The sequence below is a fragment of the uncultured Plantibacter sp. genome (assembly GCF_963518075.1).
Classification (GTDB): domain Bacteria; phylum Actinomycetota; class Actinomycetes; order Actinomycetales; family Microbacteriaceae; genus Plantibacter; species Plantibacter flavus_A.
Genome location: NZ_CAUQHZ010000003.1, coordinates 195,476 through 217,270, shown reverse-complemented (window position 1 = coordinate 217,270; position 21,795 = coordinate 195,476). Strand labels below are relative to the sequence as shown.

22 protein-coding genes and 2 tRNA genes are annotated in these 21,795 nt (G+C 68.7%); 14 read left to right on the top strand and 10 right to left on the bottom strand.

The annotated features are described in order from the left end of the window. Nucleotides 1-34: 34 nt before the first annotated feature. Nucleotides 35-1,144, bottom strand: a complete 1,110-nt coding sequence (locus tag RWN05_RS06250; RefSeq protein WP_071261188.1) for an ABC transporter ATP-binding protein — start codon at nt 1,142-1,144, stop codon at nt 35-37. 256 nt (nt 1,145-1,400) lie between these two features. On the opposite strand from RWN05_RS06250, the gene RWN05_RS06245 reads away from it, so the two are divergent. The 3 genes from RWN05_RS06245 to RWN05_RS06235 all read left to right on the top strand — a co-directional run bounded on the left by RWN05_RS06245 (nt 1,401) and on the right by RWN05_RS06235 (nt 3,511). After that, nucleotides 1,401-2,372 (top strand): thioredoxin domain-containing protein, encoded by a 972-nt coding sequence (locus RWN05_RS06245; RefSeq protein WP_079001817.1) that lies wholly within the window; start codon nt 1,401-1,403, stop codon nt 2,370-2,372. Nucleotides 2,373-2,418: 46 nt separating this feature from the next. Beyond that, nucleotides 2,419-2,494, top strand: a tRNA-Thr gene (locus RWN05_RS06240). Nucleotides 2,495-2,554: 60 nt separating this feature from the next. Beyond that, a complete protein-coding gene (locus RWN05_RS06235; RefSeq protein WP_153303406.1) occupies nt 2,555-3,511 on the top strand; it encodes a DMT family transporter in 957 nt (318 codons plus the stop codon). A gap of 41 nt (nt 3,512-3,552) precedes the next feature. Here the strand turns inward: RWN05_RS06235 and RWN05_RS06230 are convergent, their stop codons facing one another. Beyond that, complete coding sequence (locus RWN05_RS06230; protein WP_079001898.1) at nt 3,553-4,101, bottom strand: nitroreductase family protein; 549 nt, start codon at nt 4,099-4,101, stop codon at nt 3,553-3,555. Beyond that, entirely contained in the window at nt 4,098-4,517 is a 420-nt protein-coding gene (gene msrB / locus RWN05_RS06225) for a peptide-methionine (R)-S-oxide reductase MsrB (RefSeq protein ID WP_064296397.1), read from the bottom strand. The genes RWN05_RS06230 and msrB overlap by 4 nt, the downstream gene beginning before the upstream one ends. 223 nt (nt 4,518-4,740) lie before the next feature. On the opposite strand from msrB, the gene RWN05_RS06220 reads away from it, so the two are divergent. From RWN05_RS06220 to RWN05_RS06200, 5 genes are all read left to right on the top strand, one after another. After that, nucleotides 4,741-5,043 (top strand): DUF3263 domain-containing protein, encoded by a 303-nt coding sequence (locus RWN05_RS06220; protein WP_064296396.1) that lies wholly within the window; start codon nt 4,741-4,743, stop codon nt 5,041-5,043. A 21-nt stretch (nt 5,044-5,064) separates the two neighbouring features. Beyond that, complete coding sequence (locus RWN05_RS06215) at nt 5,065-5,637, top strand: LytR C-terminal domain-containing protein (RefSeq protein WP_079001901.1); 573 nt, start codon at nt 5,065-5,067, stop codon at nt 5,635-5,637. 285 nt (nt 5,638-5,922) lie between these two features. Continuing rightward, nucleotides 5,923-6,126 carry a cold-shock protein gene (locus RWN05_RS06210; protein ID WP_064296568.1) on the top strand — a complete coding sequence of 68 codons (204 nt, stop codon included), beginning with the start codon at nt 5,923-5,925 and terminating at the stop codon, nt 6,124-6,126. Between the two features lie 204 nt (nt 6,127-6,330). Continuing rightward, the gene (groL, locus tag RWN05_RS06205; protein ID WP_064296567.1) at nt 6,331-7,950 is read left to right on the top strand and encodes a chaperonin GroEL; all 1,620 of its coding nucleotides are present in this window, start codon (nt 6,331-6,333) and stop codon (nt 7,948-7,950) included. Between the two features lie 556 nt (nt 7,951-8,506). Further along, nucleotides 8,507-9,307 (top strand): hypothetical protein, encoded by an 801-nt coding sequence (locus RWN05_RS06200; protein ID WP_314138975.1) that lies wholly within the window; start codon nt 8,507-8,509, stop codon nt 9,305-9,307. A 70-nt stretch (nt 9,308-9,377) separates the two neighbouring features. On the opposite strand, the gene RWN05_RS06195 is transcribed toward RWN05_RS06200, so the two are convergent. The 6 genes from RWN05_RS06195 to RWN05_RS06170 form a co-directional block, all read right to left on the bottom strand. Continuing rightward, nucleotides 9,378-9,668 carry a WXG100 family type VII secretion target gene (locus RWN05_RS06195; protein WP_079001905.1) on the bottom strand — a complete coding sequence of 97 codons (291 nt, stop codon included), beginning with the start codon at nt 9,666-9,668 and terminating at the stop codon, nt 9,378-9,380. Nucleotides 9,669-9,821: 153 nt separating this feature from the next. Then, nucleotides 9,822-11,486: a HAMP domain-containing sensor histidine kinase gene (locus RWN05_RS06190; protein WP_079001907.1), complete on the bottom strand. Its 1,665-nt coding sequence runs from the start codon at nt 11,484-11,486 to the stop codon at nt 9,822-9,824. Nucleotides 11,487-11,496: 10 nt separating this feature from the next. Beyond that, entirely contained in the window at nt 11,497-12,186 is a 690-nt protein-coding gene (locus RWN05_RS06185) for a response regulator transcription factor (protein ID WP_056007716.1), read from the bottom strand. Nucleotides 12,187-12,232: 46 nt separating this feature from the next. Further along, nucleotides 12,233-13,876, bottom strand: a complete 1,644-nt coding sequence (locus RWN05_RS06180; RefSeq protein ID WP_079001909.1) for a DNA repair helicase XPB — start codon at nt 13,874-13,876, stop codon at nt 12,233-12,235. Between the two features lie 51 nt (nt 13,877-13,927). After that, nucleotides 13,928-15,763 (bottom strand): helicase-associated domain-containing protein, encoded by a 1,836-nt coding sequence (locus tag RWN05_RS06175; RefSeq protein WP_079001911.1) that lies wholly within the window; start codon nt 15,761-15,763, stop codon nt 13,928-13,930. A gap of 5 nt (nt 15,764-15,768) precedes the next feature. Next, complete coding sequence (locus tag RWN05_RS06170; protein WP_064296560.1) at nt 15,769-16,044, bottom strand: hypothetical protein; 276 nt, start codon at nt 16,042-16,044, stop codon at nt 15,769-15,771. 135 nt (nt 16,045-16,179) lie between these two features. On the opposite strand from RWN05_RS06170, the gene RWN05_RS06165 reads away from it, so the two are divergent. Next, entirely contained in the window at nt 16,180-16,563 is a 384-nt protein-coding gene (locus RWN05_RS06165; protein ID WP_064296559.1) for a cold-shock protein, read from the top strand. Next, entirely contained in the window at nt 16,556-17,263 is a 708-nt protein-coding gene (locus tag RWN05_RS06160; protein ID WP_079001916.1) for a DUF3027 domain-containing protein, read from the top strand. Before RWN05_RS06165 ends, RWN05_RS06160 begins: the two co-directional genes overlap by 8 nt. An 86-nt stretch (nt 17,264-17,349) precedes the next feature. On the opposite strand, the gene serC is transcribed toward RWN05_RS06160, so the two are convergent. Further along, nucleotides 17,350-18,462, bottom strand: coding sequence for a phosphoserine transaminase (serC, locus tag RWN05_RS06155; protein ID WP_314138974.1), 1,113 nt, complete (start codon nt 18,460-18,462; stop codon nt 17,350-17,352). A gap of 143 nt (nt 18,463-18,605) precedes the next feature. On the opposite strand from serC, the gene RWN05_RS06150 reads away from it, so the two are divergent. The 4 genes from RWN05_RS06150 (at nt 18,606) to RWN05_RS06135 (ending at nt 21,748) form a co-directional block, all read left to right on the top strand. Further along, nucleotides 18,606-19,307 (top strand): metal-dependent transcriptional regulator, encoded by a 702-nt coding sequence (locus RWN05_RS06150; protein ID WP_079001918.1) that lies wholly within the window; start codon nt 18,606-18,608, stop codon nt 19,305-19,307. 249 nt (nt 19,308-19,556) lie between these two features. Next, nucleotides 19,557-20,726, top strand: coding sequence for a CHAP domain-containing protein (locus RWN05_RS06145; protein ID WP_167620446.1), 1,170 nt, complete (start codon nt 19,557-19,559; stop codon nt 20,724-20,726). A 427-nt stretch (nt 20,727-21,153) separates the two neighbouring features. Further along, nucleotides 21,154-21,651, top strand: a complete 498-nt coding sequence (locus tag RWN05_RS06140; protein ID WP_079001921.1) for an HNH endonuclease — start codon at nt 21,154-21,156, stop codon at nt 21,649-21,651. 25 nt (nt 21,652-21,676) lie between these two features. Then, nucleotides 21,677-21,748, top strand: a tRNA-Arg gene (locus tag RWN05_RS06135). Nucleotides 21,749-21,795: the final 47 nt, after the last annotated feature.

The window sequence follows — 21,795 nt, the reverse complement described above, 5'->3', positions numbered from 1 at the left end:
GGAGACCGACCGCTCGACCATCGTCGGCGGGAAACTAGATCGAGGAGGACACGACCGGCTTGTTGCCCAGACGCTCACCCGATGCCGAGTCGAACGCGTGCACGTGGTGCGGCGTCGGCGCGAGGAAGACCGTGTCGCCGATGTGCGCGTGGTTGCGGCCGTCGACGCGGGCGACGATGTCGGTGCGCTTGCCGGAGACCTCGGTGTGCCCGTAGAGGTAGCCGTCGGCGCCGAGCTCCTCGACGAGGTCCACGGTCACCTCGATGCCGGAGCCCGAGTTGCTGGACACGGTGATGTCCTCGGGTCGCACGCCGACCGTGACGTTCTTCGACGGAGCGGCGTCGGTGATCTCGCGCTCGACCGGGATGACGAAGCCGCCGAGCTTGATGCCGCCATCGGCGATCTCGCCCTCGAACAGGTTCATGGCCGGGCTGCCGATGAAGCCGGCGACGAAGACGTTGTTCGGCTTCTCGTAGAGGTCGCGCGGGGTGCCGACCTGCTGCAGGATGCCGTCCTTGAGGACCGCGATGCGGTCGCCCATGGTGAGCGCCTCGGTCTGGTCGTGGGTGACGTAGACGGTGGTGACGCCGAGACGACGCTGCAGCGACGCGATCTGGGTGCGGGTCTGGACGCGGAGCTTGGCGTCGAGGTTCGACAGCGGCTCGTCCATGAGGAAGACCTGGGGCTGACGGACGATGGCTCGACCCATCGCGACGCGCTGACGCTGACCACCGGAGAGCGCCTTCGGCTTGCGGGTCAGGTAGTCCTCGAGGTCGAGGAGCTTGGCGGCCTCGAGCACACGGGTGGCACGCTCTTCCTTGCCGACACCGGCGATCTTGAGCGCGAAGCCCATGTTCTCGGCGACGGTCATGTGCGGGTACAGCGCGTAGTTCTGGAACACCATCGCGATGTCGCGGTCCTTCGGCGGCACGTCGGTGACGTCGCGGTCGCCGATGAAGATGTGGCCGTCGTTGACCTCTTCGAGGCCGGCGAGCATGCGGAGGGAGGTGGACTTGCCGCAGCCGGACGGGCCGACGAGGACGAGGAATTCGCCGTCGGCGACCTCGAGGTTCAGCTTGTCGACCGCGGGGCGGGTGCCACCCGGGTAGAAACGGGTTGCGTTGTCGAACGTCACAGACGCCATGGTTGTTCTCCTTCACCGGCAGGTACGTGCCGGACGATCCGTTGTGAATGGACGCGAACCCGTCATCGATGGCCGGTTCGCCGTCCCAGTATGCCACGACCTCCTGTGAATGGAAGGTGCTGCGGCCAGCGGATCTCCCGGCGGACGCACAGCCGGCTCCCGGCCTGGTTTGGGCCTCTCCCAGGCGGCAGGTCTACGATTACTCTGTTTGGCGCTGCCTCGTCTCCGCAGCGCGAGCCCCCCGAAACGAGGATCAATGTCTGGCGCTGGATCGCAGAACCGACCGACCAAGAACGAACGACGCGACGCGGCACGCGAGAAGGCGCGGGTGCTGCGCGAGCAGCAGAAGCGCCGCGACCGCCGCAACCGGGTGCTGCTCCAGGGTGGCATCGTGCTCGGTGCGCTCGCGATCGTGGCGGTGGTGGCGGTCATCATCGTGACGTCGATCAAGCCCGCCGGACCGGTCCCGACCGCGGCCAAGAACGACGGCTTCACCGTCTCCGCCGGCTTGCAGCTGGTCGGAGCCCCGGCCAGTGCGTCGACGCCCACGCCGAGCACGACCGACGATGCGGCCGCACCCGCGGAGCCTGCCCCGGCCGAGACGCCGGCAGCCACCGAGACCCCCGCCGCCGACGGTGTCGAGATCGCCGTCTACCAGGACTTCCTCTGCCCCTATTGCGGTCAGTTCGAGACCACGAACGCCGAGCAGGTCAAGGGTTGGCTCGAGGCCGGTGCCGCGACCTACACGGTGCACCCCCTCGCAACGCTGAGCAACCTCTCGCTCGGAACGCAGTACTCGCTGCGCGCCTCGAACGCGGCGGCCTGCGTCGCGGAGTACTCGCCGAACGACTTCTTCTCCTTCAACACCGCACTGTTCGAGAACCAGCCCAAGGAGAACACCGAGGGCCTGACCGACGCCGAGCTGAAGTCGATCGCCAAGGGCGTCATCTCCGGCGGCGAGAAGAAGATCAACGCCTGCATCGACGACGGCACCTACAAGTCCTGGGTGAAGGACTCGACCGACCGTGCGCGCAGCGGCCCGCTGCCCGGGACGGACGTCAAGAAGGTGGAGGGCACGCCGACCATCCTGGTGAACGGCAAGCAGTACACGGGCTCACTCACCGACGCCGAGCAGTTCGCTGCGTTCGTCCTCGCCGTCTCGAGCGAGAGCTACTCCACCGGCACGCCGACGCCGGGTGCCAGCGAGTCGCCCGTGACCAACGGCTGATCCGCCGCCATCGTAGGATGGACGAGACCGGGGCCAGCCCCTGTCGGCCGACGTGGCGCAATTGGTAGCGCAACGCTCTTGTAAAGCGTAGGTTACGGGTTCAAGTCCCGTCGTCGGCTCCAGCCGAGAACCGCCCGCTCAGCCTGCTGAGTGGGCGGTTCCTCATTGGAAGGAACCCTCCCGTGACCCGTTTCCCAGCACCGCTCGCGCTCCTCATCGCCGTCGTCAGTGGCGCCTTCATCGCGGTGCAGGCCCGGTTGAACGGCGAGCTCGGTGCGCGTCTCGGTGACGGGTTCACCGCCGCCGCGATCTCCTTCGGGGGCGGCTTGATCATCCTCACGGTCGGACTCGCCGTCTCCCGTACCGGCCGTCGCGGGCTCGCCACGGTGATCGGTGCCGTCCGACGCCGGGAGATGCCCTGGTGGACGGTGCTCGGCGGCTGCGCCGGCGCCTTCCTCGTGCTGTCGCAGGGGCTCACCGCCGCCGCGCTCGGCGTCGCCCTGTTCACGGTCGCGGTCGTCGCCGGCCAGACCGCGAGCGGGCTGGTGCTCGACCGGATCGGGTTCGGCCCGGGAGGCGTCGTCGGGTTGAGCGTCCAGCGCGTCCTCGGGGCGGTCGTCGCCCTCGTCGCGGTCGGCGTCGCCGTCTCGGGCGAGCTCGGGGGGAGCATCCCGCTCGGACTCCTCATCCTGCCGCTGCTCGCCGGGATCGGGATCGGCTGGCAGCAGGCGGTCAACGGTCGGGTCAAGATGCGGGCGCAGAGCACGCTCGCCGCGACGTTCATCAACTTCATCGTCGGGACGGTCGTGCTGGTCGTCGCCGCAGTGCTGCACGCGATCATCGTCGCGCCGCCCGGTCCGCTCCCGGGGGAGTGGTGGCTCTACCTCGGCGGCCCGATCGGATGCGTGTTCATCGCCGTGGCCGCGTTCCTCGTCCAGCACACGGGCGTGCTCATCCTCGGGCTCGGCACGGTGGCGGGTCAGACCCTGAGCGCGCTCGCTTTGGACGTGCTCCTGCCCACCGACGATGACGGCGTGCATGTCGCGACCGTCATCGGGACGCTCCTCGCGTTCGCCGCCGTGGCGATCGCATCGGCGCGGTTCAGGCGTCGTCCCGCGGCATCGTCGTCCGCCGACTGAGTCGAGCCGTCATCGGTCGGATGTCGTGAGCGACTCCGTCCTCAGGGCATGGAGCTGAGGTGCGCCTTCGCGTCGAACGTCTTGCGACGCCCCGTGCGAGCGTTACCCGGCTTCCCTCCGACGTACAGCCAGCCGAGGAGCTCCTCGCCCTTCTTCAGGCCATGTGCCTTCCGGACCGCTTTGGCGCGAGTCGCGCCGCCGGTGCGCCAGAACACGCCCCAACCGGCGTCGTCGAGCAGGAGGCTGACCATGTGGGCCACTCCTGCCGCGACCGCCTCCTGCTCCCAGGCGGGCACCTTCGACTTCTTCACACTCACGACGACCGCGAGCAGCAGGGGCGCGCGGAGCGGCTTCGTCGAGGGCTTCGAGTCGCCTTCCGCCTTCGCGAGCGCCCGACCGAGCTTCACCCGGTCGTCGCCCCGGAGGGTGATGACCCGCCACGGACGCAGGGCGCTGTGGTCTGCCACTCGACCGGCCGCCCCGAGGACCTCGAGGAGTTCCGCGTCACTCGGAGCGATGTCGGTGACCTTCGACCACGAACGGCGCCCGGCGACGGCGGCCAGGACCGGGCGCTCGATCGGTTCGGTCACTCCGTCGGCTCGGCGGTGTCGGCCGCGGCGAAGTTGAGCGCGATCGAGTTCATGCAGTAGCGGTCACCGGTGGGCGTCCCGAAGCCGTCGTCGAACACATGACCGAGGTGCGAGCCGCAGTTGGCGCAGCGGACCTCGGTGCGCACCATCCCGAGGGAACGGTCTTCGATGAGTTGCACCGCCTCGGGGTTCACGGACTCGTAGAAGCTCGGCCATCCGCAGCCGGAATCGAACTTGGTACCGCTCTTGAAGAGCTCCGCGTTGCAGGCGGCACAGGTGTAGAGGCCCGCGCGTGACTCGTCGAGGAGCTCACCGGTCCAGGCCCGTTCGGTCGCCGCTCCGCGGAGGACCTGATACTGCTCGGGCGTGAGTTCCTCGCGCCACTGCTCATCGGTCTTCGACACGTCGTACGTCATGCTGCTCCATTCGTCTCGGTCATCCTACGTGCGGGGCCGCCTCGTGCATGCGGCTCCCGACGTATTCCATAACACTGCACCGAGCCTGATCCTTCCCGGTGAACGTCGGCCCTCGCCGGGGTGGATGCGGCCCGGCGGCCATCGGCTGAATAGACTTGGAGGACGGCGGACCGGAGCACGACTCCACGGTCGCCGCATCGGCACCGATCGGCAGGAGACGAGCATGCAGTCAGCGTCGCGTACGCCTGCCGATGACGAGGCGTCGACGCCGACGGGCGGCCTCGAGCCGCGCGAGCTCGAGATCCTCGAGTTCGAGTCCCATTGGGTGCAGCACGTCGGGGCCAAGGAGGCCGCCATCCGCGACCGCTTCGCCCTGTCCCCGGCCCGGTACTATCAACTGCTCGGCGCGCTCATCGACTCGCCGTCCGCCCTCGCCCACGACCCCATGCTGATCAAGCGGCTGCAGCGCACCCGCGACGCCCGACTCTCGGCGCGAGGAGCCTCGGCTCCCCGCACCGACGGCTGAGCAGCTCCCGGAGACCACACCATGGCTGAATCCTTCCCGCCCGACCGCTTCGACGAGGTCCCCGACCTCAAGCGCGTCGGCGCACACCGTGCCCCTGCTCCCAAGGGACGCGGCTGGATCGCCTTCCTCGTCGCCGTCGTCGCAACGCTCGTCCTTGTTGGGATCGGCACCTTCGCCCTGTTCGGACTGAACGACCGCATCGACTTCTTCGGCGGCTCGCAGAGCCCGAGCGCCACGCCCACGCCGACCCCCACCCCGACCGAGGCGGCCCCCGTCGTCGACCCCGCGGCCAGCATCCTCGTCCTGAACGGCACACCCACTGCCGGCCTCGCCGCATCGGCGGCGGCGGCGATCTCGGCCGCCGGCTTCACGCAGCAGATCCCGACGAGCGACGCCAGCACCGAGGACGTCACGGCGAGCGGCGTCTACTACCAGGATCCGTCGCAGGAGGGCGTCGCTCGCGCCATCGCGAACGCACTCGGCGGTATCCCGATCCAGATCACGGACACGTACGCGATCCCCGTCGAGGAAGGCGAGGCACCGGTCCTCCGCATCGTCGTCGTGGTCGGCGCGGACTACCAGCCGGCCGCCTGAGCGCGGCTGGAGCAGGTCGATCGGTCAGGTCGCCGGCTCGCCGTGTTTCCGGAGTGTTTCCTCCATGTTGAGTTGTCGTATCACTCCGCCCCGTTTGCCGATTTCGGGGTGAATCCGCGCGGTGCCCCGGATTAGTATCTGGAATTGGCCGCTCATCCCGTCCCGTCTCGACTCGCCCCCGGGTCCGCTTCGGCGCAGGGTGGCCGCCGGGATCCCGATCCCGGATGGCAGGTCCGGGTCCGGCAACAGTCGGGCGCCGAGAGCACGCAGCAATGGGAGTATGAAATGGCGAACGGAACCGTCAAGTGGTTCAACGCTGAGAAGGGCTTCGGCTTCATCACGGTCGACGGCGGCGGACAGGATGTCTTCGTCCACTACTCGGCGATCGACATGAGCGGCTACAAGTCCTTGGAAGAGGGCCAGGCGGTCGTCTTCGAGGTCGGCACGGGAGCAAAGGGGCCCCAGGCCGAAGGTGTGCGCCTGGCGTAGCCGCTGATCAGGCACGCGATTCCTGCGACGCCGTCCACTCCGGTGGGCGGCGTCGTTCGTCGTTCCGGGGCGGTTCCCGGGAGTTCGCTCAGGGCTCCGGTGCTCACTTGCACTCCCACCCCCTGAGTGCCAGAATCGACTTAGCACTCGTACTCATTGAGTGCTAACAACGTTCATGACGTCCGGGAGGGACGAAAAACACACATGGCTAAGATCATTGCTTTCGACGAGGAGGCCCGTCGCGGCCTCGAGCGTGGACTGAACATTCTTGCTGACACGGTCAAGGTCACCCTTGGGCCGCGCGGTCGCAACGTTGTCCTCGAGAAGAAGTGGGGCGCCCCCACGATCACCAACGACGGCGTGTCCATCGCCAAGGAGATCGAACTCGACGACCCGTACGAGAAGATCGGCGCGGAGCTCGTCAAGGAGGTCGCCAAGAAGACCGACGACGTCGCCGGCGACGGCACCACCACGGCGACCGTGCTGGCACAGGCGCTCGTTCGCGAGGGCCTCCGCAACGTCGCCGCAGGCGCCGACCCCATCAGCCTCAAGCGCGGCATCGAGAAGGCCGTCGAGGCCGTCACGGTCGAGCTCATCGCCAACGCCAAGGAGGTGGAGACCAAGGAGGAGATCGCTGCGACCGCTTCCATCTCCGCCGGCGACACCACCATCGGCGAGATCATCGCCGAGGCGATCGACAAGGTCGGCAAGGAGGGCGTCGTCACCGTCGAGGAGTCGAACACCTTCGGCACCGAGCTCGAGCTCACCGAGGGCATGCGCTTCGACAAGGGCTACCTGTCGCAGTACTTCGTGACCGACCCCGACCGCCAGGAAGCGGTGTTCGAGGACCCCTACATCCTCATCGCCAACCAGAAGATCTCCGCGATCAAGGACCTCCTGCCGATCGTCGACCAGGTCATCCAGTCGGGCAAGCAGCTCCTCATCATCGCTGAGGACGTCGACGGCGAAGCTCTCGCGACGCTCGTCGTCAACAAGATCCGTGGCATCTTCAAGTCCGTCGCCGTCAAGGCTCCGGGTTTCGGCGACCGCCGCAAGGCTCAGCTGCAGGACATCGCCATCCTCACCGGTGGCCAGGTCATCTCCGAGGAGGTCGGCCTCAAGCTCGAGACCGTCACCCTCGACCTGCTCGGCCGTGCGCGCAAGGTCGTCATCACCAAGGATGAGACCACCATCGTCGAGGGTGCCGGCGACGCCGACGCCATCGCCGGTCGTGTCTCGCAGATCCGCAAGGAGATCGACAACACCGACAGCGACTACGACCGCGAGAAGCTCCAGGAGCGTCTTGCCAAGCTCGCGGGCGGTGTGGCGGTCATCAAGGCCGGTGCAGCGACCGAGGTCGAGCTCAAGGAGCGCAAGCACCGCATCGAGGACGCCGTTCGCAACGCGAAGGCCGCCGTCGAAGAGGGCATCGTCGCCGGTGGTGGCGTCGCCCTGATCCAGGCCGGCAAGACCGCGTTCGAGAAGCTCGAGCTCGTCGGTGACGAGGCGACCGGTGCGAACATCGTCAAGGTCGCCATCGACGCTCCGCTCAAGCAGATCGCGCTCAACGCAGGCCTCGAGCCCGGCGTCGTCGCCGACAAGGTCCGCAACCTGCCCGTCGGACACGGCCTCAACGCCGCGACCGGTGAGTACGTCGACATGCTCGCTGCCGGCATCAACGACCCGGTGAAGGTCACGCGCTCCGCGCTGCTCAACGCAGCGTCGATCGCCGGCCTGTTCCTCACCACCGAGGCCGTCGTCGCCGACAAGCCGGAGAAGAACCCGGCTCCGGCCGGCGACCCGACCGGTGGCATGGACTTCTAAGTCCGACAGCAACACCTGCGCAGGGCGTCTCCTTCGGGAGGCGCCCTGCGTCGTTTCGTCATCCCGCATCGGGGAGGACCCTCGACCTGTGCGCTCGTCGCGCATGGATCGAACAGTCGTTGTAGAGACGTGATCGGAATGGCATATCTCCCGAGGTGACGGTTCCTATGATCGAGCTATGAGACGTATCGGGGGAGCGGCGATCGCCGCCGTAGTGATTCTGGGGCTGAGCGCGTGTACGCCGGCCGAACCGACCCCGACGGAGACGTCCACACCGGTGTCCTCTGCGACACCGAGCACCGCCCCCGGACCCACGACCCCGGTCAGTTCGTACGGGCTCGGGTGCAAGGACCTCGTGCCAGCCGACATCGTCAGCTCGGCGCTCGCTCCCTCCGTCGTGCTCGAGCCTCCCTTCACGGATGACGTCATCGCCACACCGATCAATACGGCGCCCGTGGCACTCGGAGGACTGCAGTGCAGTTGGGGGAACGGGGAGCCCCGTGATCGGCTTCAGGGAGGCTCTCCGCTCGGGACCGAGCGCTGGGCGGAGGTGCTGGTGCTCCCGCAAGCGTCAGCCCGCTGGCAGCCGTTCTTCGAAGGTTGGACGTCGGGCGAGCCTGGCCCCTGGGAGAACTCCACGCCGCTCTCCTGCTTCACCGGTGACGGACGCGTGCTCGATGTGTGCAGCATGCAGTTCCTCATCGGCGACAGCTGGGTGGAGGTCAGGATCGATGGGCCAGCCGACAACGTCGCCGAGTCCGACGAAGCGGCGCGGACCGCGGTCATGCCGTTCGTCGAATCGATCAGGACCGCATTGGAGCCGACGGCGAGTGCGCCACGTTTCGACTGGGGCGACACGACGGCCGGGCCAGCTGTCCTGCCGACCGAGTGCGAGGGTTTCGTGCCCGAGGCGACGATGAGTGAACTCCTCGGCCAGCAACTGGTGTACACGTGGGCGCCGAAGAAGGGCGGTTCGGCCAGTCGAGGGGCCGCCGACGATTTCGGTGTCCCGGACTGCATCTTCGGGCTCCCGGACAGCGACTCGGCCCGCGGCCTGCTCACCGCTCTGCCCCGTGGGCAGTGGGCCTACGAGCAGTTGGTCGAGACGCGGATGAAGGACGGTGCGGACATCAGCTTCCTGGCGCTCGACGGCTTGGGATCGCGCGACGCCTTCCTGCAGTGCCGGACGGAGATCTTCTCGTCGTGCAGCGTCCACCTCACGGTCGACGGTCATTGGCTGCGCATCGATGTCAGTAACGAGAGCTCGGCCGATCCGGTTTACGGGGTCTCCGAGCTCGGCGCACAAGCGACGGCTTATGCTCAGGCTGCCGCGGCCGGGGTCCTGAGCGGCCGTTGAGCGCCACGGTCGCCGGAGGTCGCGGGAGCCCGCCGACGCAGGTCCGTGAACCGCGTCGGCGGTCAGCCGCTCACCCGCTGAACATGCTGGCGTTCGCCCGCTCGATCTCGGCGTACTGTGTGCCCGCGACGGCGAGTGCCCGGCTGATCTCGCCGAGGTTCTCCTCGACCTGACGCTGGGTGCCCCTCCAGCGCTCGACGACACCGTGGAACGCAGCGGCTGCTGCGCCGGTCCATTGCCCGTCGAGTGCCGCCAGCTGCGAGTGCAGGCGGGCGACCTCGTTCTGGATCTGTTCGATCGTGACGCGTGCCGCCGTGGAGGCGCGCTCGACCGCGTCGCTGTCGACCTGGAAAGTGGCCATCGGGAACTCCGTTCGTCCGGGCGATGCCTGTCATCGCCACTACCGAGACGGTAGGTGCTCACCACCCGCGGGAACCGGCGAGGGAGACCTCGGACATGCCGTCCGGGGCAAGCCTGCGCCTGTGGAGGAGGGTCGAGGAGGCCCGGTGGCGGGTCAGGCCGGAGGGCCCGCGATGACGATGGGGCTCGTGGCCGCCGACGGGGCGAGCGGCAGGATCACGCGGAACGTCGCGCCGCCACCGGGGGTCTCGGTGACGTCGACCGTGCCTCCATGCGCAGCGACGATGGACGCGACGATCGCCAGTCCGAGGCCGCTGCCGCCCGTCTCGCGGGTCCGTGAACTGTCGGCACGCCAGAAGCGCTGGAAGATCTTCTCGCGGATCTGCGGCGGAATGCCCTCGCCGTGGTCGACGATGGCGATGCTGGCGGTCCCGGCGCGGGCGTCCGTGCCGACTGCGAGCTCGATCGGGCTGTCGGCGGGTGTGAATCGCAGGGCGTTTCCGATGAGGTTCGTGACGACCTGCCGGATCTTGTTCTCCTCGCCGAGGACGATCGGCGGCACGGCCAGGGTCAACGGTTCGGCATTGGGCTTCGTGTCGGGCGTGGTGGCGTCGCCGGACGGCTTCGGCCGACGCCGGAAGCGGTTGAACGTCGCTCCGAAGATCGGGCCGGTCGAGCTCGTCTGGACCGGTGCTTCGGCAGCGGCTGGGGACTCGCCTGGCGTCTCGGCGGCGTCGTCGTCGGCGGCTCGCACCATGCGTTCGTCGCGGACGACCTGCACCGTGCGCCCGGGGGCCTGGGCGGTGGTGTCGAGAGCGGCGTCGCGTGCGATCGGGAGCAGGTCGACGGGGGCGACGTTCAGTGGTCGCGTCTCATCGAGGCGGGCGAGCTGGAGGAGGTCCTCGACGAGCGCACCCATGCGGATGGCCTCCTTCTCGATGCGCTCCATGGCTTGTGCCACGTCCTGCGGCGTCTGGAGGGCACCCATCCGGTAGAGCTCGGCGTAGCCGCGGACGGAGACGAGCGGGGTGCGCAGCTCGTGGCTCGCATCGCCGACGAAGTTCCGCATCTGCTCGATGGTCTTCCCGCGATCGGAGTACGCGCGGTCGATGCGCGCGAGCATCGTGTTGAGCGATCGGCTGAGTCGCCCCACCTCGGTGTTCGGCGTCGAGCCCGCGAGTCGCTGGCTGAAGTCGCCGTCGGCGAACGCGGCGGCCGTCCGTTCCACCTGGCGGAGCGGTTCGAACGTGCCGGTCACCAACCACCGGGTGAGGAGTGCTCCGACCACGATGATGAGCACGCCGAGGACGAAGAAGATCGTGAGGTAGGTCGCGATCGTGTTGTCGGTGCCCTGCATCGAGATGGCGACCCATGCCGCTCCCGTGCGGAACCCGTCGAGGGTGACCGGGACGGACACCGCGTGGTACACGATCGTGCCGCTCGCGTTGGTGGTCGTGTAGATCTGGGTCCCGCTCGCGGCGACGTCGTTCGCGCTGAGGTGCGCCGGGTGCTCGGGAGCGATGCTGTCGTCCCAGCCGGAGGAGGCCCGGAGTTCGCCGTTCGTGTCGTACACGGCGACGAACAGCGTCGAGGGGGCGTCGAGCTGGAGCTGACCGTCCTCGGAGATCTCACCGACGATCTTGCCCTTGGCGGCAGTGACCAGACTGTCGTTCGCCTGCTGGGTGAGGACCTCCTTGAGGAGCGGGGTCGTCCCCATGCCTGCGACGAGCAGACCGAAGGCGAGGACGAGCACCGTCACCCCGGTGATCTTCGTCCGGAGTGAGACGCTGCTCCACCAGGTGGACAGGGAATCGGCCATCGGGTGGGGGCTACGCCTTTCCGGCCTTGAGCATGTAGCCGAATCCGCGCTTGGTCTGGATGAGCGGCTCGCTGGAGAACTGGTCGAGCTTCCGGCGCAGGTAGGAGATGTAGCTCTCGACGATGCCGGCGTCGCCGTTGAAGTCGTACTCCCAGACGTGGTCGAGGATCTGGGCCTTCGACAGGACGCGGTTCGGGTTGAGCATGAGGTAGCGGAGGAGCTTGAACTCGGTCGGGCTGAGGTCGATGGGGGTGTCACCGACGAGGACCTCGTGGGTGTCCTGGTCCATCGTCAGTTCGCCGGTGCGGATCACCGCGTCCTCGTCGGCCTGCATCGTCCGGCGGAGGATGGCCTTGATACGTGCCACGATCTCGTCGAGGCTGAACGGCTTGGTGACGTAGTCGTCGCCGCCGACCGTCAGGCCCGTGATCTTGTCCTCGGTGTCGTCCTTCGCGGTGAGGAAGAGGATCGGCGCCGTGTAACCGGCGCTGCGGAGGCGCTTGGTGACGCCGAAGCCGTTCATGTCCGGCAGCATCACGTCGAGGATGATGAGGTCTGGCTCCTCCTCGAGGACCGCCGAGATGGCGGCTGCGCCGTTGCCCACGGCACGGACGGCGAAGCCGGCGAATCGCAGGCTCGTGGTGAGGAGGTCGCGGATGTTCGGTTCGTCGTCGACGATGAGGATGCGGGGTCCGGTCATGACACCATTATCTGCACGTTTCTTGAGACTTTTCTGAGAGCCGGATTCACGCGTTCTGGAGGGCGTGGGCGTCGAGGATCGTGTAGCTGTAGCCCTGCTCGGCGAGGAAGCGCTGCCGGTTCTGTGCGAACTCCTGATCGACGGTGTCGCGCGACACGAGGGTGTAGAAGCTCGCGGTGAGCCCCGTGGACTTCGGGCGCAGCAGGCGGCCGAGACGCTGCGCCTCCTCCTGCCGTGAACCGAACGACCCCGACACCTGGATGGCGACGGTCGCTTCGGGCAGGTCGACCGAGAAGTTCGCGACCTTGGAGACGACGAGCACCTGCTCGGTGCCGTCGCGGAAGGCCTGGTAGAGCCGTTCGCGCTCGTCGACTGGCGTCGCCCCCGTCAACTGCGGGGCTCCCAGCGTCTCGGCGAGCTCCTCGATCTGATCGAGGTACTGTCCGATGACGAGGATCTGCTCGCCGCGGTGACGTTCGACGAGCTGCCGGACGACGTCGAGCTTCGCCGGGGCGGTCGCGGCGAGGCGGTACCGCTCGTCGTCGGCCGATGCGGCATAGGTGAGTCGGTCGGCCTGAGGCAGGTCGACGCGTACCTCGAAGCACGCAGCAGGGGAGATGAAGCCCTGCGCCTCGATCTCCTTCCACGGGGCGTCGAACCGCTTCGGGCCGATGAGCGAGAAGACGTCGCCCTCGCGACCGTCCTCGCGGATGAGCGTCGCCGTCAGGCCGAGGCGACGCCGCGCCTGCAGCTCGGCGGTGAGCTTGAAGACGGGGGCCGGGAGCAGGTGCACCTCGTCGTACACCACGAGGCCCCAGTCCATGGCGTCGAGCAGCGCGAGGTGCGCGTACTCACCCTTCCGCTTGGCCGTGAGGATCTGGTAGGTCGCGATCGTGACCGGTTTGACCTCCTTCACCTGCCCCGAGTACTCGCCGATCTCATCGGCGGTGAGGGAGGTGCGCTTCAACAACTCGTCGCGCCACTGCCGCGCCGACACCGTGTTCGTGACGAGGATGAGGGTGTTGGTGGACGCCGTCGCCATCGCTCCGGCGCCGACCAGGGTCTTGCCCGCACCGCAGGGGAGCACCACGACACCGGAACCGCCGGAGAAGAAGTTGTCGACCGCCTGCTGCTGATAGTCGCGGAGGTGCCAGCCGTCCTCGACCAGGTCGATCCGGTGCGGCGTGCCGGCCGTGTATCCGGCGAGGTCTTCGGCGGGCCAGCCCAGCTTCACGAGTTCCTGTTTGAGCGCGCCGCGTGCCCACGGCTCGACGAGGAAGGTGTCCGGCGTCGGGTGCCCGATGAGCAGGGGCGCGATCTTCTTGGCGCCGGCCACCTCGGTCAGGATCGGGAGGTCCGTCGAGCGGAGGACGAGCTCACCCTCCTCGGAGCGCTCGATCACGAGCCGTCCGTAGCGGTTGACGGTCTCGCGCATGTCGATCGTCACGGACGCGGGGATGGAGAACTTCGAGTACCGCTCCAGCGTCTCGATCATCTGGTCGGCATCGTGCCCGGCGGCGCGCGCGTTCCAGAGTCCGAGACGGGTGATCCGGTAGGTGTGGATGTGCTCCGGCGCACGCTCGAGCTCGGCGAACACCGAGAGATCGTGGCGGGCGTCCTCGGCGAGCGGGTGGGCGACCTCGAGCAGCACGGTGCGGTCGCTTTGGACGATCAGTGGTCCATCAGACATAACGGTCGAGTCTACCGGCGGATCCGGTGCGCAGCCCCCTTGAGTGGGCGCTCAGCCGGCGATCCGGACCTCGGTGATCATCGCGAGCGGCAGGGTGCGTTCGACGTCGGCCGACCGGTCCAGACCGCGCAGACGACCACCGGCGAGACTCACCGGCTCGATCGTGAACGTGGATCGGCGCTCGCCGTGCTGCAGCTGCACGGTGACCGGCGTGTGGTCGCGGACGGCGATCTCCAGCTGCTTGGACAACCACGCGCTGCTCGTGTCCCCGCGGTCGTCGGCGCGGAGCCGCGACACCAGGTCCGGTTCCGTCGAGGCGGCCGGAGCGGAGACCGCGGCGCGCATGACCGGCTGCCGGCGGATCCGGAGCGGGGCGCCGTCGTCGTCCTCCGCGACCACCGGGTAGCGCGCGTCGTGGAGGGCCCAGTAGACCGTCGCCGCCTCGATCCGGCTGGTGAGCCGGTGCTCGTCGCTCGGCCGGAGACCGAGCGCCACAAGGCTCTGGTCGACCGAGATCGCCGCGATCAGGCCAGCGTCGTCGGAGCGGATGTAGCTGCTGCGTCCAGGATCGGCCGAGGCGTCGGCTGACGCGCGGATCGTCCCGACGCGCACGAGGCCGAATCGGGATGCGGCCTCGGACACGAGGTACCGCAGGGGTTGGGGGACGCCGGTCAGGGAGATCGACTCGAGGTACGCGAGCAGGTCCTCGGCCGTGTCCCCGTCGGCGAGGGCCCGGGTGACGCTCGCGGTCGTGATGCGGTACCTCGACGCCTGGGCGCGCCCCTCCGGTTCCGCGAGGGCCCGGAGTCGGACGTCGAGTTCCGCCGTCGGGGGACCGAGCGCGATGACCGTCAGGTCGTCCTGGAGGACGACCTGCGACACCTCGGCGGGGAGCATGGACGCGAGCGCCGAGGCCGCGTCGGCCGCGTGGTCGTCGACGAGGAGCCGTCCGAACCCGCTGGTCGCCCCGTCGACGGTGATCCCGAGCAGCTCGGCGACGGCGTCGACCGCTCGCGTCGGTGCCACGACGGCGTCCTCCGCCAACGGGTACCACCAGCTGAGCTCCTCGACCAGATCGACGGAACCGCGTCGGTACGCGGTCAGGATGTGATCGCGGACCGTGGCAGGGATCGCGTCGCGCCAGGCCGTCGCGAGACGGAGCCAGCGTTCCGCCGTGGCCGACGCCAGCCAGGCCTCACCGACCTCGCTCAAGCGGATGGCGGAGCCGATCGCATCGGTGAGCCCGGCCGACGACGCCGCGGACAGGGCGAGCTCGATCTCCTCGGGCGTGCTCGCCGCCGCGGCCGCGAGCCGTTTGAGGTCGGGCATGGACGGGGCACCACGGCCGAGCAGACGGGCGGGCTCGCGGTCGAGTTCGTGGAGGCTCTCGCCGACGATGCCGACGGCGCCGGCCGCACGCTCGCTCGCGAGGGCGTCCGTGTCGGGTGATGGTCGGGTCACGGGGGATGTCGGCGCCTCGACCGGAAGCTGGAGTTCGGCACGGCCGGGCTTGCCGCTCGCCGCCCACTCCTCGAACACCGCGGCCACCGCGTTCACCGGCCTGATCGGACCGGCACCGTCGTCCAGCACCAGGATGTCCTGCTGCAGCCGCTCCAGGGCGGCATCCACCTCCGACTCGTCGCGTCCGAGCGTGGTCGCGAGCGACTGGCGCTCCGTCCCGTCCAGCGAGGCGGCGAGGACGGCGAGGGTGTCCCGGTCGAGCAGCGCCATCCGGCGGGCGACGCTCGCCTCGTCCGACAGTGCTTCGGCGAAGTCGAAGAAGTCCGCGATGCGGGCTGAGGAGGCCCTGCGGTCGGGCGTCAGCCTGCGGAGCGCGTCGTCCGGGAGCTCCCGGAGGCGGCGCGCGATCGCGAAGGCCTCGCCCATGGTCGTCAGCGCGGCGACTGACCGCGGGACTCGCGGGACCGTCGAACGGCACCCACGATGATGAGCGTGATCAGCATCAGGAAGGCGATCGGGAGTCCGACGAGCGGCAGGATCGTCACGACCGGCCAGGCGCCGACGGCGAAGTCGCCCTGCTCGAGGCCGGTGGCGGTGCCGACCATCACCGCGACGAACGCGGCGATCGACACGGCGACGATCGTCACGACCATGTAGGCCAGGATCCGTTCGGGCCGCGAGATGCTCGGCGTCTGCTCATCAGTCACGCTCCCAGGATAGAGGCACGCGGCTGCTGCACCGAATAGGCTGGGGGCCGAGGACCGATGGTCCTCTCGATCGCGCGTCCTGCGCGATCACCGCACGGCGCTGCATTTCTGCGCACGACACACAGCGAGGTTCCCATGCCCACCGGCAAGGTCAAGTTCTACGACGAGGAGAAGGGCTTCGGCTTCATCAGCTCCGATGACGGCCAGGAGGTCTTCCTGCACGCTTCCGCACTGCCCGCGGGCACGGCCGGCGTGAAGCCGGGGACGCGGCTCGAGTTCGGCATCGCCGACGGCAAGCGCGGCGCCCAGGCGCTGTCCGTGCGCGTCCTCGAGGCTCCGCCCAGCCTCGTCAAGCTGAAGCGCAAGCCGGCCGACGACATGGCGATCATCGTCGAGGACCTCGTGAAGCTCCTCGACGGCATCGGTGGCGACCTGCGCCGCGGCAAGTACCCGAACAGCAGCCACAGCAAGAAGATCGCTGCCGTGCTGCGCAAGGTCGCGGACGAGCTGGATGCCTGACGCGGGCCAGGAGACACCGGCCGAGGATCGCGACGTCACGGCCGACGCGGACGCCCGACCCCTGTCGGACGAGCACCGCTCGGACGACGGCGCCGACGGCGAGCCGACCCCGGCACCCGTGCCGGACGAGACGCTGATCGCGGCCGTCGAGCTCGCGCGTGAAGCGCTGCAGGAGATCACGCCCGCGAGCACGGTGGGTGAGCCGGCCGGGCACGTCGTGGTCGACGATCACGTCGTCTCGTTGCTGTTCGCGAACACGATGGCCGGCTACCCGGGATGGTTCTGGACGGTGACGCTCTCGCGGACCGCCGACGACGCCGCGCCCAACGTGCTCGAGACGGAGCTGATGCCCGGTGACGGCGCGTTGCTGGCTCCGCAGTGGGTGCCGTGGTCGGAGCGCCTCGCGGACTACCGCGCCGCGCAGGAGGCCGCGGCCGCTGCCGCGGCTGACGACGCGCTCGACGACGCTGATGACACCGACGAGTTCGACGACGACGTCGCGCTGTCCGGGGATCCCCGCGACCGGGACCGCGACGGCATCGAGCTCGAGTACGACGAGGACGACGTCGATGCGGCGTCGGACGACTCCGACGACGACGACGATGAATCGGACGACGACGACTCCGATGAGGACGACGAGGACGATTCCGACGAGGAAGACGACTCCGACGAGGACGACGACCGGTTCGAGGACGAGTAGCACTCGCGCACCACGCGACAGACGAACGGGCGGCCGGACCTCGAGAGGATTCGACCGCCCGTTCGGCGTTCAGCGGGGGAGGCGGATCAGAGCGCCCCGACGACGTGTTCGATGCTCGCGATGAGCTGACGGACGTCTGCGGGGTCGATCGCCGTGAAGGTCGCGACGCGCAGCTGGTTGCGACCGAGCTTGCGGTAGGGCTCGGTGTCGACGATGCCGTTCGCCCGCAGGGTCTTCGCCACCAGCGCCGCGTCGATGGCGTCGTCGAAGTCGATCGTGACGACGACCTGCGAGCGGTGGTCGGGGTCCGTCACGAACGGCGTCGTGTAGGAGGTGCGCTCGGCCCACTCGTAGAGGGCGCCTGAGGATTCGGCCGTCCGTGCCGACGCCCAGGCGAGGCCGCCGTTGCCGTTGATCCACGAGATCTGTTCCTCGAGGAGCACGAGCGTCGACAAGGCAGGCGTGTTGAGCGTCTGCTCGAGTCGGGAGTTGTCGACCGCGTTCTTCAGGCTCAGGAACTCCGGGATGTAACGCCCGCTGGCGGCGATCCGTTCGATGCGCTCGATCGCTGCGGGGGAGCACAGGGCGAACCACAGGCCGCCGTCGGATGCGAAGTTCTTCTGCGGTGCGAAGTAGTAGACGTCCGCCTGGCTCGCGTCGAAGTCCACACCACCGGCGGCACTCGTCGCGTCGATCACCGTGAGTGCACCGGCGTCGCCGGAGACGCGTCGCACCGGGGCCATGACACCGGTCGAGGTCTCGTTGTGCGGCCAGGCGTACACGTCGACGCCCTCGACCACCTCGGGATCGATGCGGGATCCACCCGGCACCTCGCGGACGTCCGGGGCGGTGAGCCACGGGGCGCCGGCCGCCTTGGCGAACTTGCCGCCGAACTCACCGAAGACGAGGTTCTGGCTGCGCTGCTCGATGAGGCCGAAGGCGGCGGCGTCCCAGAACGCGGTCGAGCCGCCGTTGCCGACGATGATCTCGTAGCCCTCGGGAGCGCGGAACAGCTCGGCCAGGCCGGCGCGGACACGGCCGACGAGATGCTTGACGGGAGCCTGTCGGTGGGAGGTGCCGAGGAGGGACAGGCCGGCCTCGGAGAGCGCTGCGATCTGCTCGGGTCGGATCTTGGAGGGGCCGCAGCCGAATCGACCATCGGCGGGCAGAAGGGACGTGGGAATCGTGATCTCCGGCATACGGCGATTCTAGAGGCGGGGGCCTCATGGCGTCGTGCCACGCAGCCGGATGCGTCCACGCGGGGCGGAGTGGCTTGGCGCGGGAACGTCGCCGCCGCGCACTAGGCTTACCGGGAACGTGCAATCGGGCAGGGAGGGCGTCGATGACCGATTTGATTGACACCACAGAGATGTATCTCCGCACCATTCTGGAGCTCGAGGAGGAGAACATCATCCCGCTTCGTGCGCGGATCTCCGAGCGCCTCGGGCACTCCGGACCGACGGTCTCGCAGACGGTCGGTCGGATGGAGCGCGACGGACTCGTCGTCGTGTCGGGGGACCGGCACCTCGAGCTCACCGAACCGGGCCGTCGCAAGGCTGTCCACGTCATGCGGAAGCACCGCCTGGCGGAGCGCCTCCTGAGCGACGTCATCGGCCTGGAGTGGGAGTTCGTCCACGAGGAAGCCTGTCGCTGGGAACACGTCATGAGCGAGCAGGTCGAGCGCAAGCTCCTCGACATGCTCAACCACCCCACCGAGTCGCCGTACGGCACCCCGATCCCCGGACTCGACGAGTTCGGCGACAGCCCCGCCGTCGCCTTCTCGCAGGGCGTCATCAACATCGTGGGTCTCGTCGAAGGACGCACCGAGCCGGTCACGGCGACGGTCCGACGTCTCGGCGAACCGGCGCAGGTCGACCCCGAGCTGCTCCTGCAGCTCAAGCAGGCCGGCGTCATGCCGGGTCGCGCGGGAACCTTCGCGGCAGCGGGCGGCTACGTGCTCGTCACCATCGACGGTGTCGAGGGCGGCCTCGAGCTGCCCAACGAGCTCGCGACGCACATCTTCGTGGAGACCCCTGCCGCGTGAGCATGAGACGCGTATGAGGATTCCCTCATGTGCCCGTTTTCCCGTGATCGAAACGTGACTTTCTGAGGGGTAACCCGTAGGCTGTCACTCGTCCTGAAGGCCATGATCTGGCTCAAGGAAGACGACCGAGGCACCCCCTAGCCCGTCCCTCGGCCACACGAACCGACATCAATCGTCGGATGGGGCTGCGCCATGCCGATCGCACGACCGCGATCGTCGTCGCTCATGCGGGGTGCCGGAGGAATCCACTTGACTGCAGCTGGCGAGAGCGGCCCCGACCAGGCCGAGACGACCCCGAACGTCCCCCTCACCCGGAAGCAGCTCCGACTCCAGGAGCAGGCCGCGAAGCAGGCGGAGGCGACCACCCCGTCCCAGACGGAAGCAGACGACGCGCTCGTCACCGAGGTCGCTCCGGACGCACCCGTCGACCACCCCGAGATCGTCCTCGACGATGCCGTGGTCGAGGAGGTCGACGCCGCCGTCACGACCGGTGAGGTCCGTGTCGACCAGCGGCCGCTGACGAAGCCCGCCGCACCGGAGCCGACGGCCCCGCAGTCCTTCACCGTGACGTCCGCCACCGACGCCTCGCTCGCGACCGTCGCTCCGCTCCGCACCGGTGCGGATCGCGTCGCCCGCAGCAAGCCCCCGGTCAAGCCGTCCGCGTCGACGGTCGCCGTACGCAAGCCGAAGCCGTCCGGAGCCCGACCCGGCTCCGTCCGCGGCGTCGCCACCATGGCCTTCCTCGTGCCGGCACTGGTCGCCACCGTCGCCCTCCCTGCCTATGCGGCGAGCAGCAGTGCGCAGACCGAGTACGGGACGTCCGCCTCGGAGCAGCTGAAGGCCTCCGGTGCCCAGAGCGTCGTCGCTTCCGACAAGGTGGCCGACGCACCGATCTCCCGCGACCTCTACAGCGCGACGACGCCGGACGAGCTCGCCGAGCGCCAGCGGCAGCTCGACGCCGCTGCAGCTGCCAGCAACGCCACCTACTCGATCACCGTGGGCGCACGTCAGGCCGGTGACGACTACCCCTGGTTCGACCAGGCGACCGACGACGAGGGCGGCGGGCTCTCGCCGCTGCGGTACTACTACCGCGAGTGCGTGGACTTCGTCGCCTGGCGACTCAACCGCGACGCGGGTACGCCGAACGGGAACTGGGCCTTCACCTGGGGCAACGGCCTGCCGCCGAGCAGCGCCTACGGCTGGGCCGACTCGTGGCAGTACAACAAGGGGACCAACGCCATCGCCGGCTCCGTCGCCTGGTTCAACTACAACCACGTCGCTTATGTGCAGTCGGTCAACGCCGACGGGACGGTCACCCTGGAGGAGTACAACTGGGGATCCGCACGTCACAGCTACAACACGCGCACCATCGCGGCCAGCGCCGTGGCGCTCTACCTCTACCCGCCGGGCGTCGGCTGATCCGACCCGCTCGACCTGGATCGCGTCCCTCCGTCGGAGGGACGCGATTCGTCGTCATACGCGGTGACCGTTCGCGACCGAGCGGTGTCCGTCGTCCGAAGCCGAGGTGGCGCGGAGGGGAATTCTCCTGCAACGTGCGGAAATCCGGTCGGTGTGGGTTAATCTGGTGCTCTGCAACTCGGAGAGGTTCAGGAGCTGATGCACGCTATACGTCGCCACGTGGTCGCGAATGGTCGCGGCCTCTACGTGCTGCGGCATTCCAGCCAAGCGTGCCGTGGCTCCGCCGTGGGTCAAGAGGGTGCTGTCGTCATGACAGTGCCCTTTTTTGTTCCCCGGAAACGACTCGATCCGCCGCGTCAGGGACGCTGCAGGTGATGATCGTCGACCGGTCGCGGCAGCCGTCGTGGCCCTTCGGAAGGGAACGTGCATGCGCACACTGGTGTTGAACGCGGGCTACGAGCCGCTCGCGATCGTCTCGTTCAAGCGGGCCCTCGTGCTCGTGATGCATCACAAGGCGACCGTCGTCGAGATCGACTCCTCGCATCCCGTGGTGGCGACGAGTGGCTCGTTCGATCGGCCGTCGGTCATCCTGCTCACCAGATACGTCCGGATCCCGAACGCCCGCCGGGTGCCCGTGACACGCCGCGGCGTGCTGCGCCGCGACGGACACCGTTGCGCTTACTGCGGGAAGGCGGCGACGACGATCGACCACGTGCAGCCGCGCTCGCGCGGGGGTGTGGACAGTTGGGAGAACCTCGTGGCCTGCTGCCTGCGCTGCAACAACGTGAAGGGCGACCGCACGCCGATGGAGATGAACTGGAGCCTGCGGGTCTCGCCGGGGACGCCGCACGGCTCGCAGTGGATGGTGCGGGGCGTCGAGCGCTCGGAGCCCGACTGGGAGCAGTACCTGGCGCCCGCCGCCTGAGCGACCGGCTACACTCGACGGGTCAGCCTCTGTAGCTCAATGGAAGAGCAGTTCCGTCCTAAGGAAAGGGTTGGGGGTTCGAGTCCCTCCAGGGGCACTGTCCGGGGTGCGGCCGTCCAGGCGAGCACGGCTTCGCATGTCGGG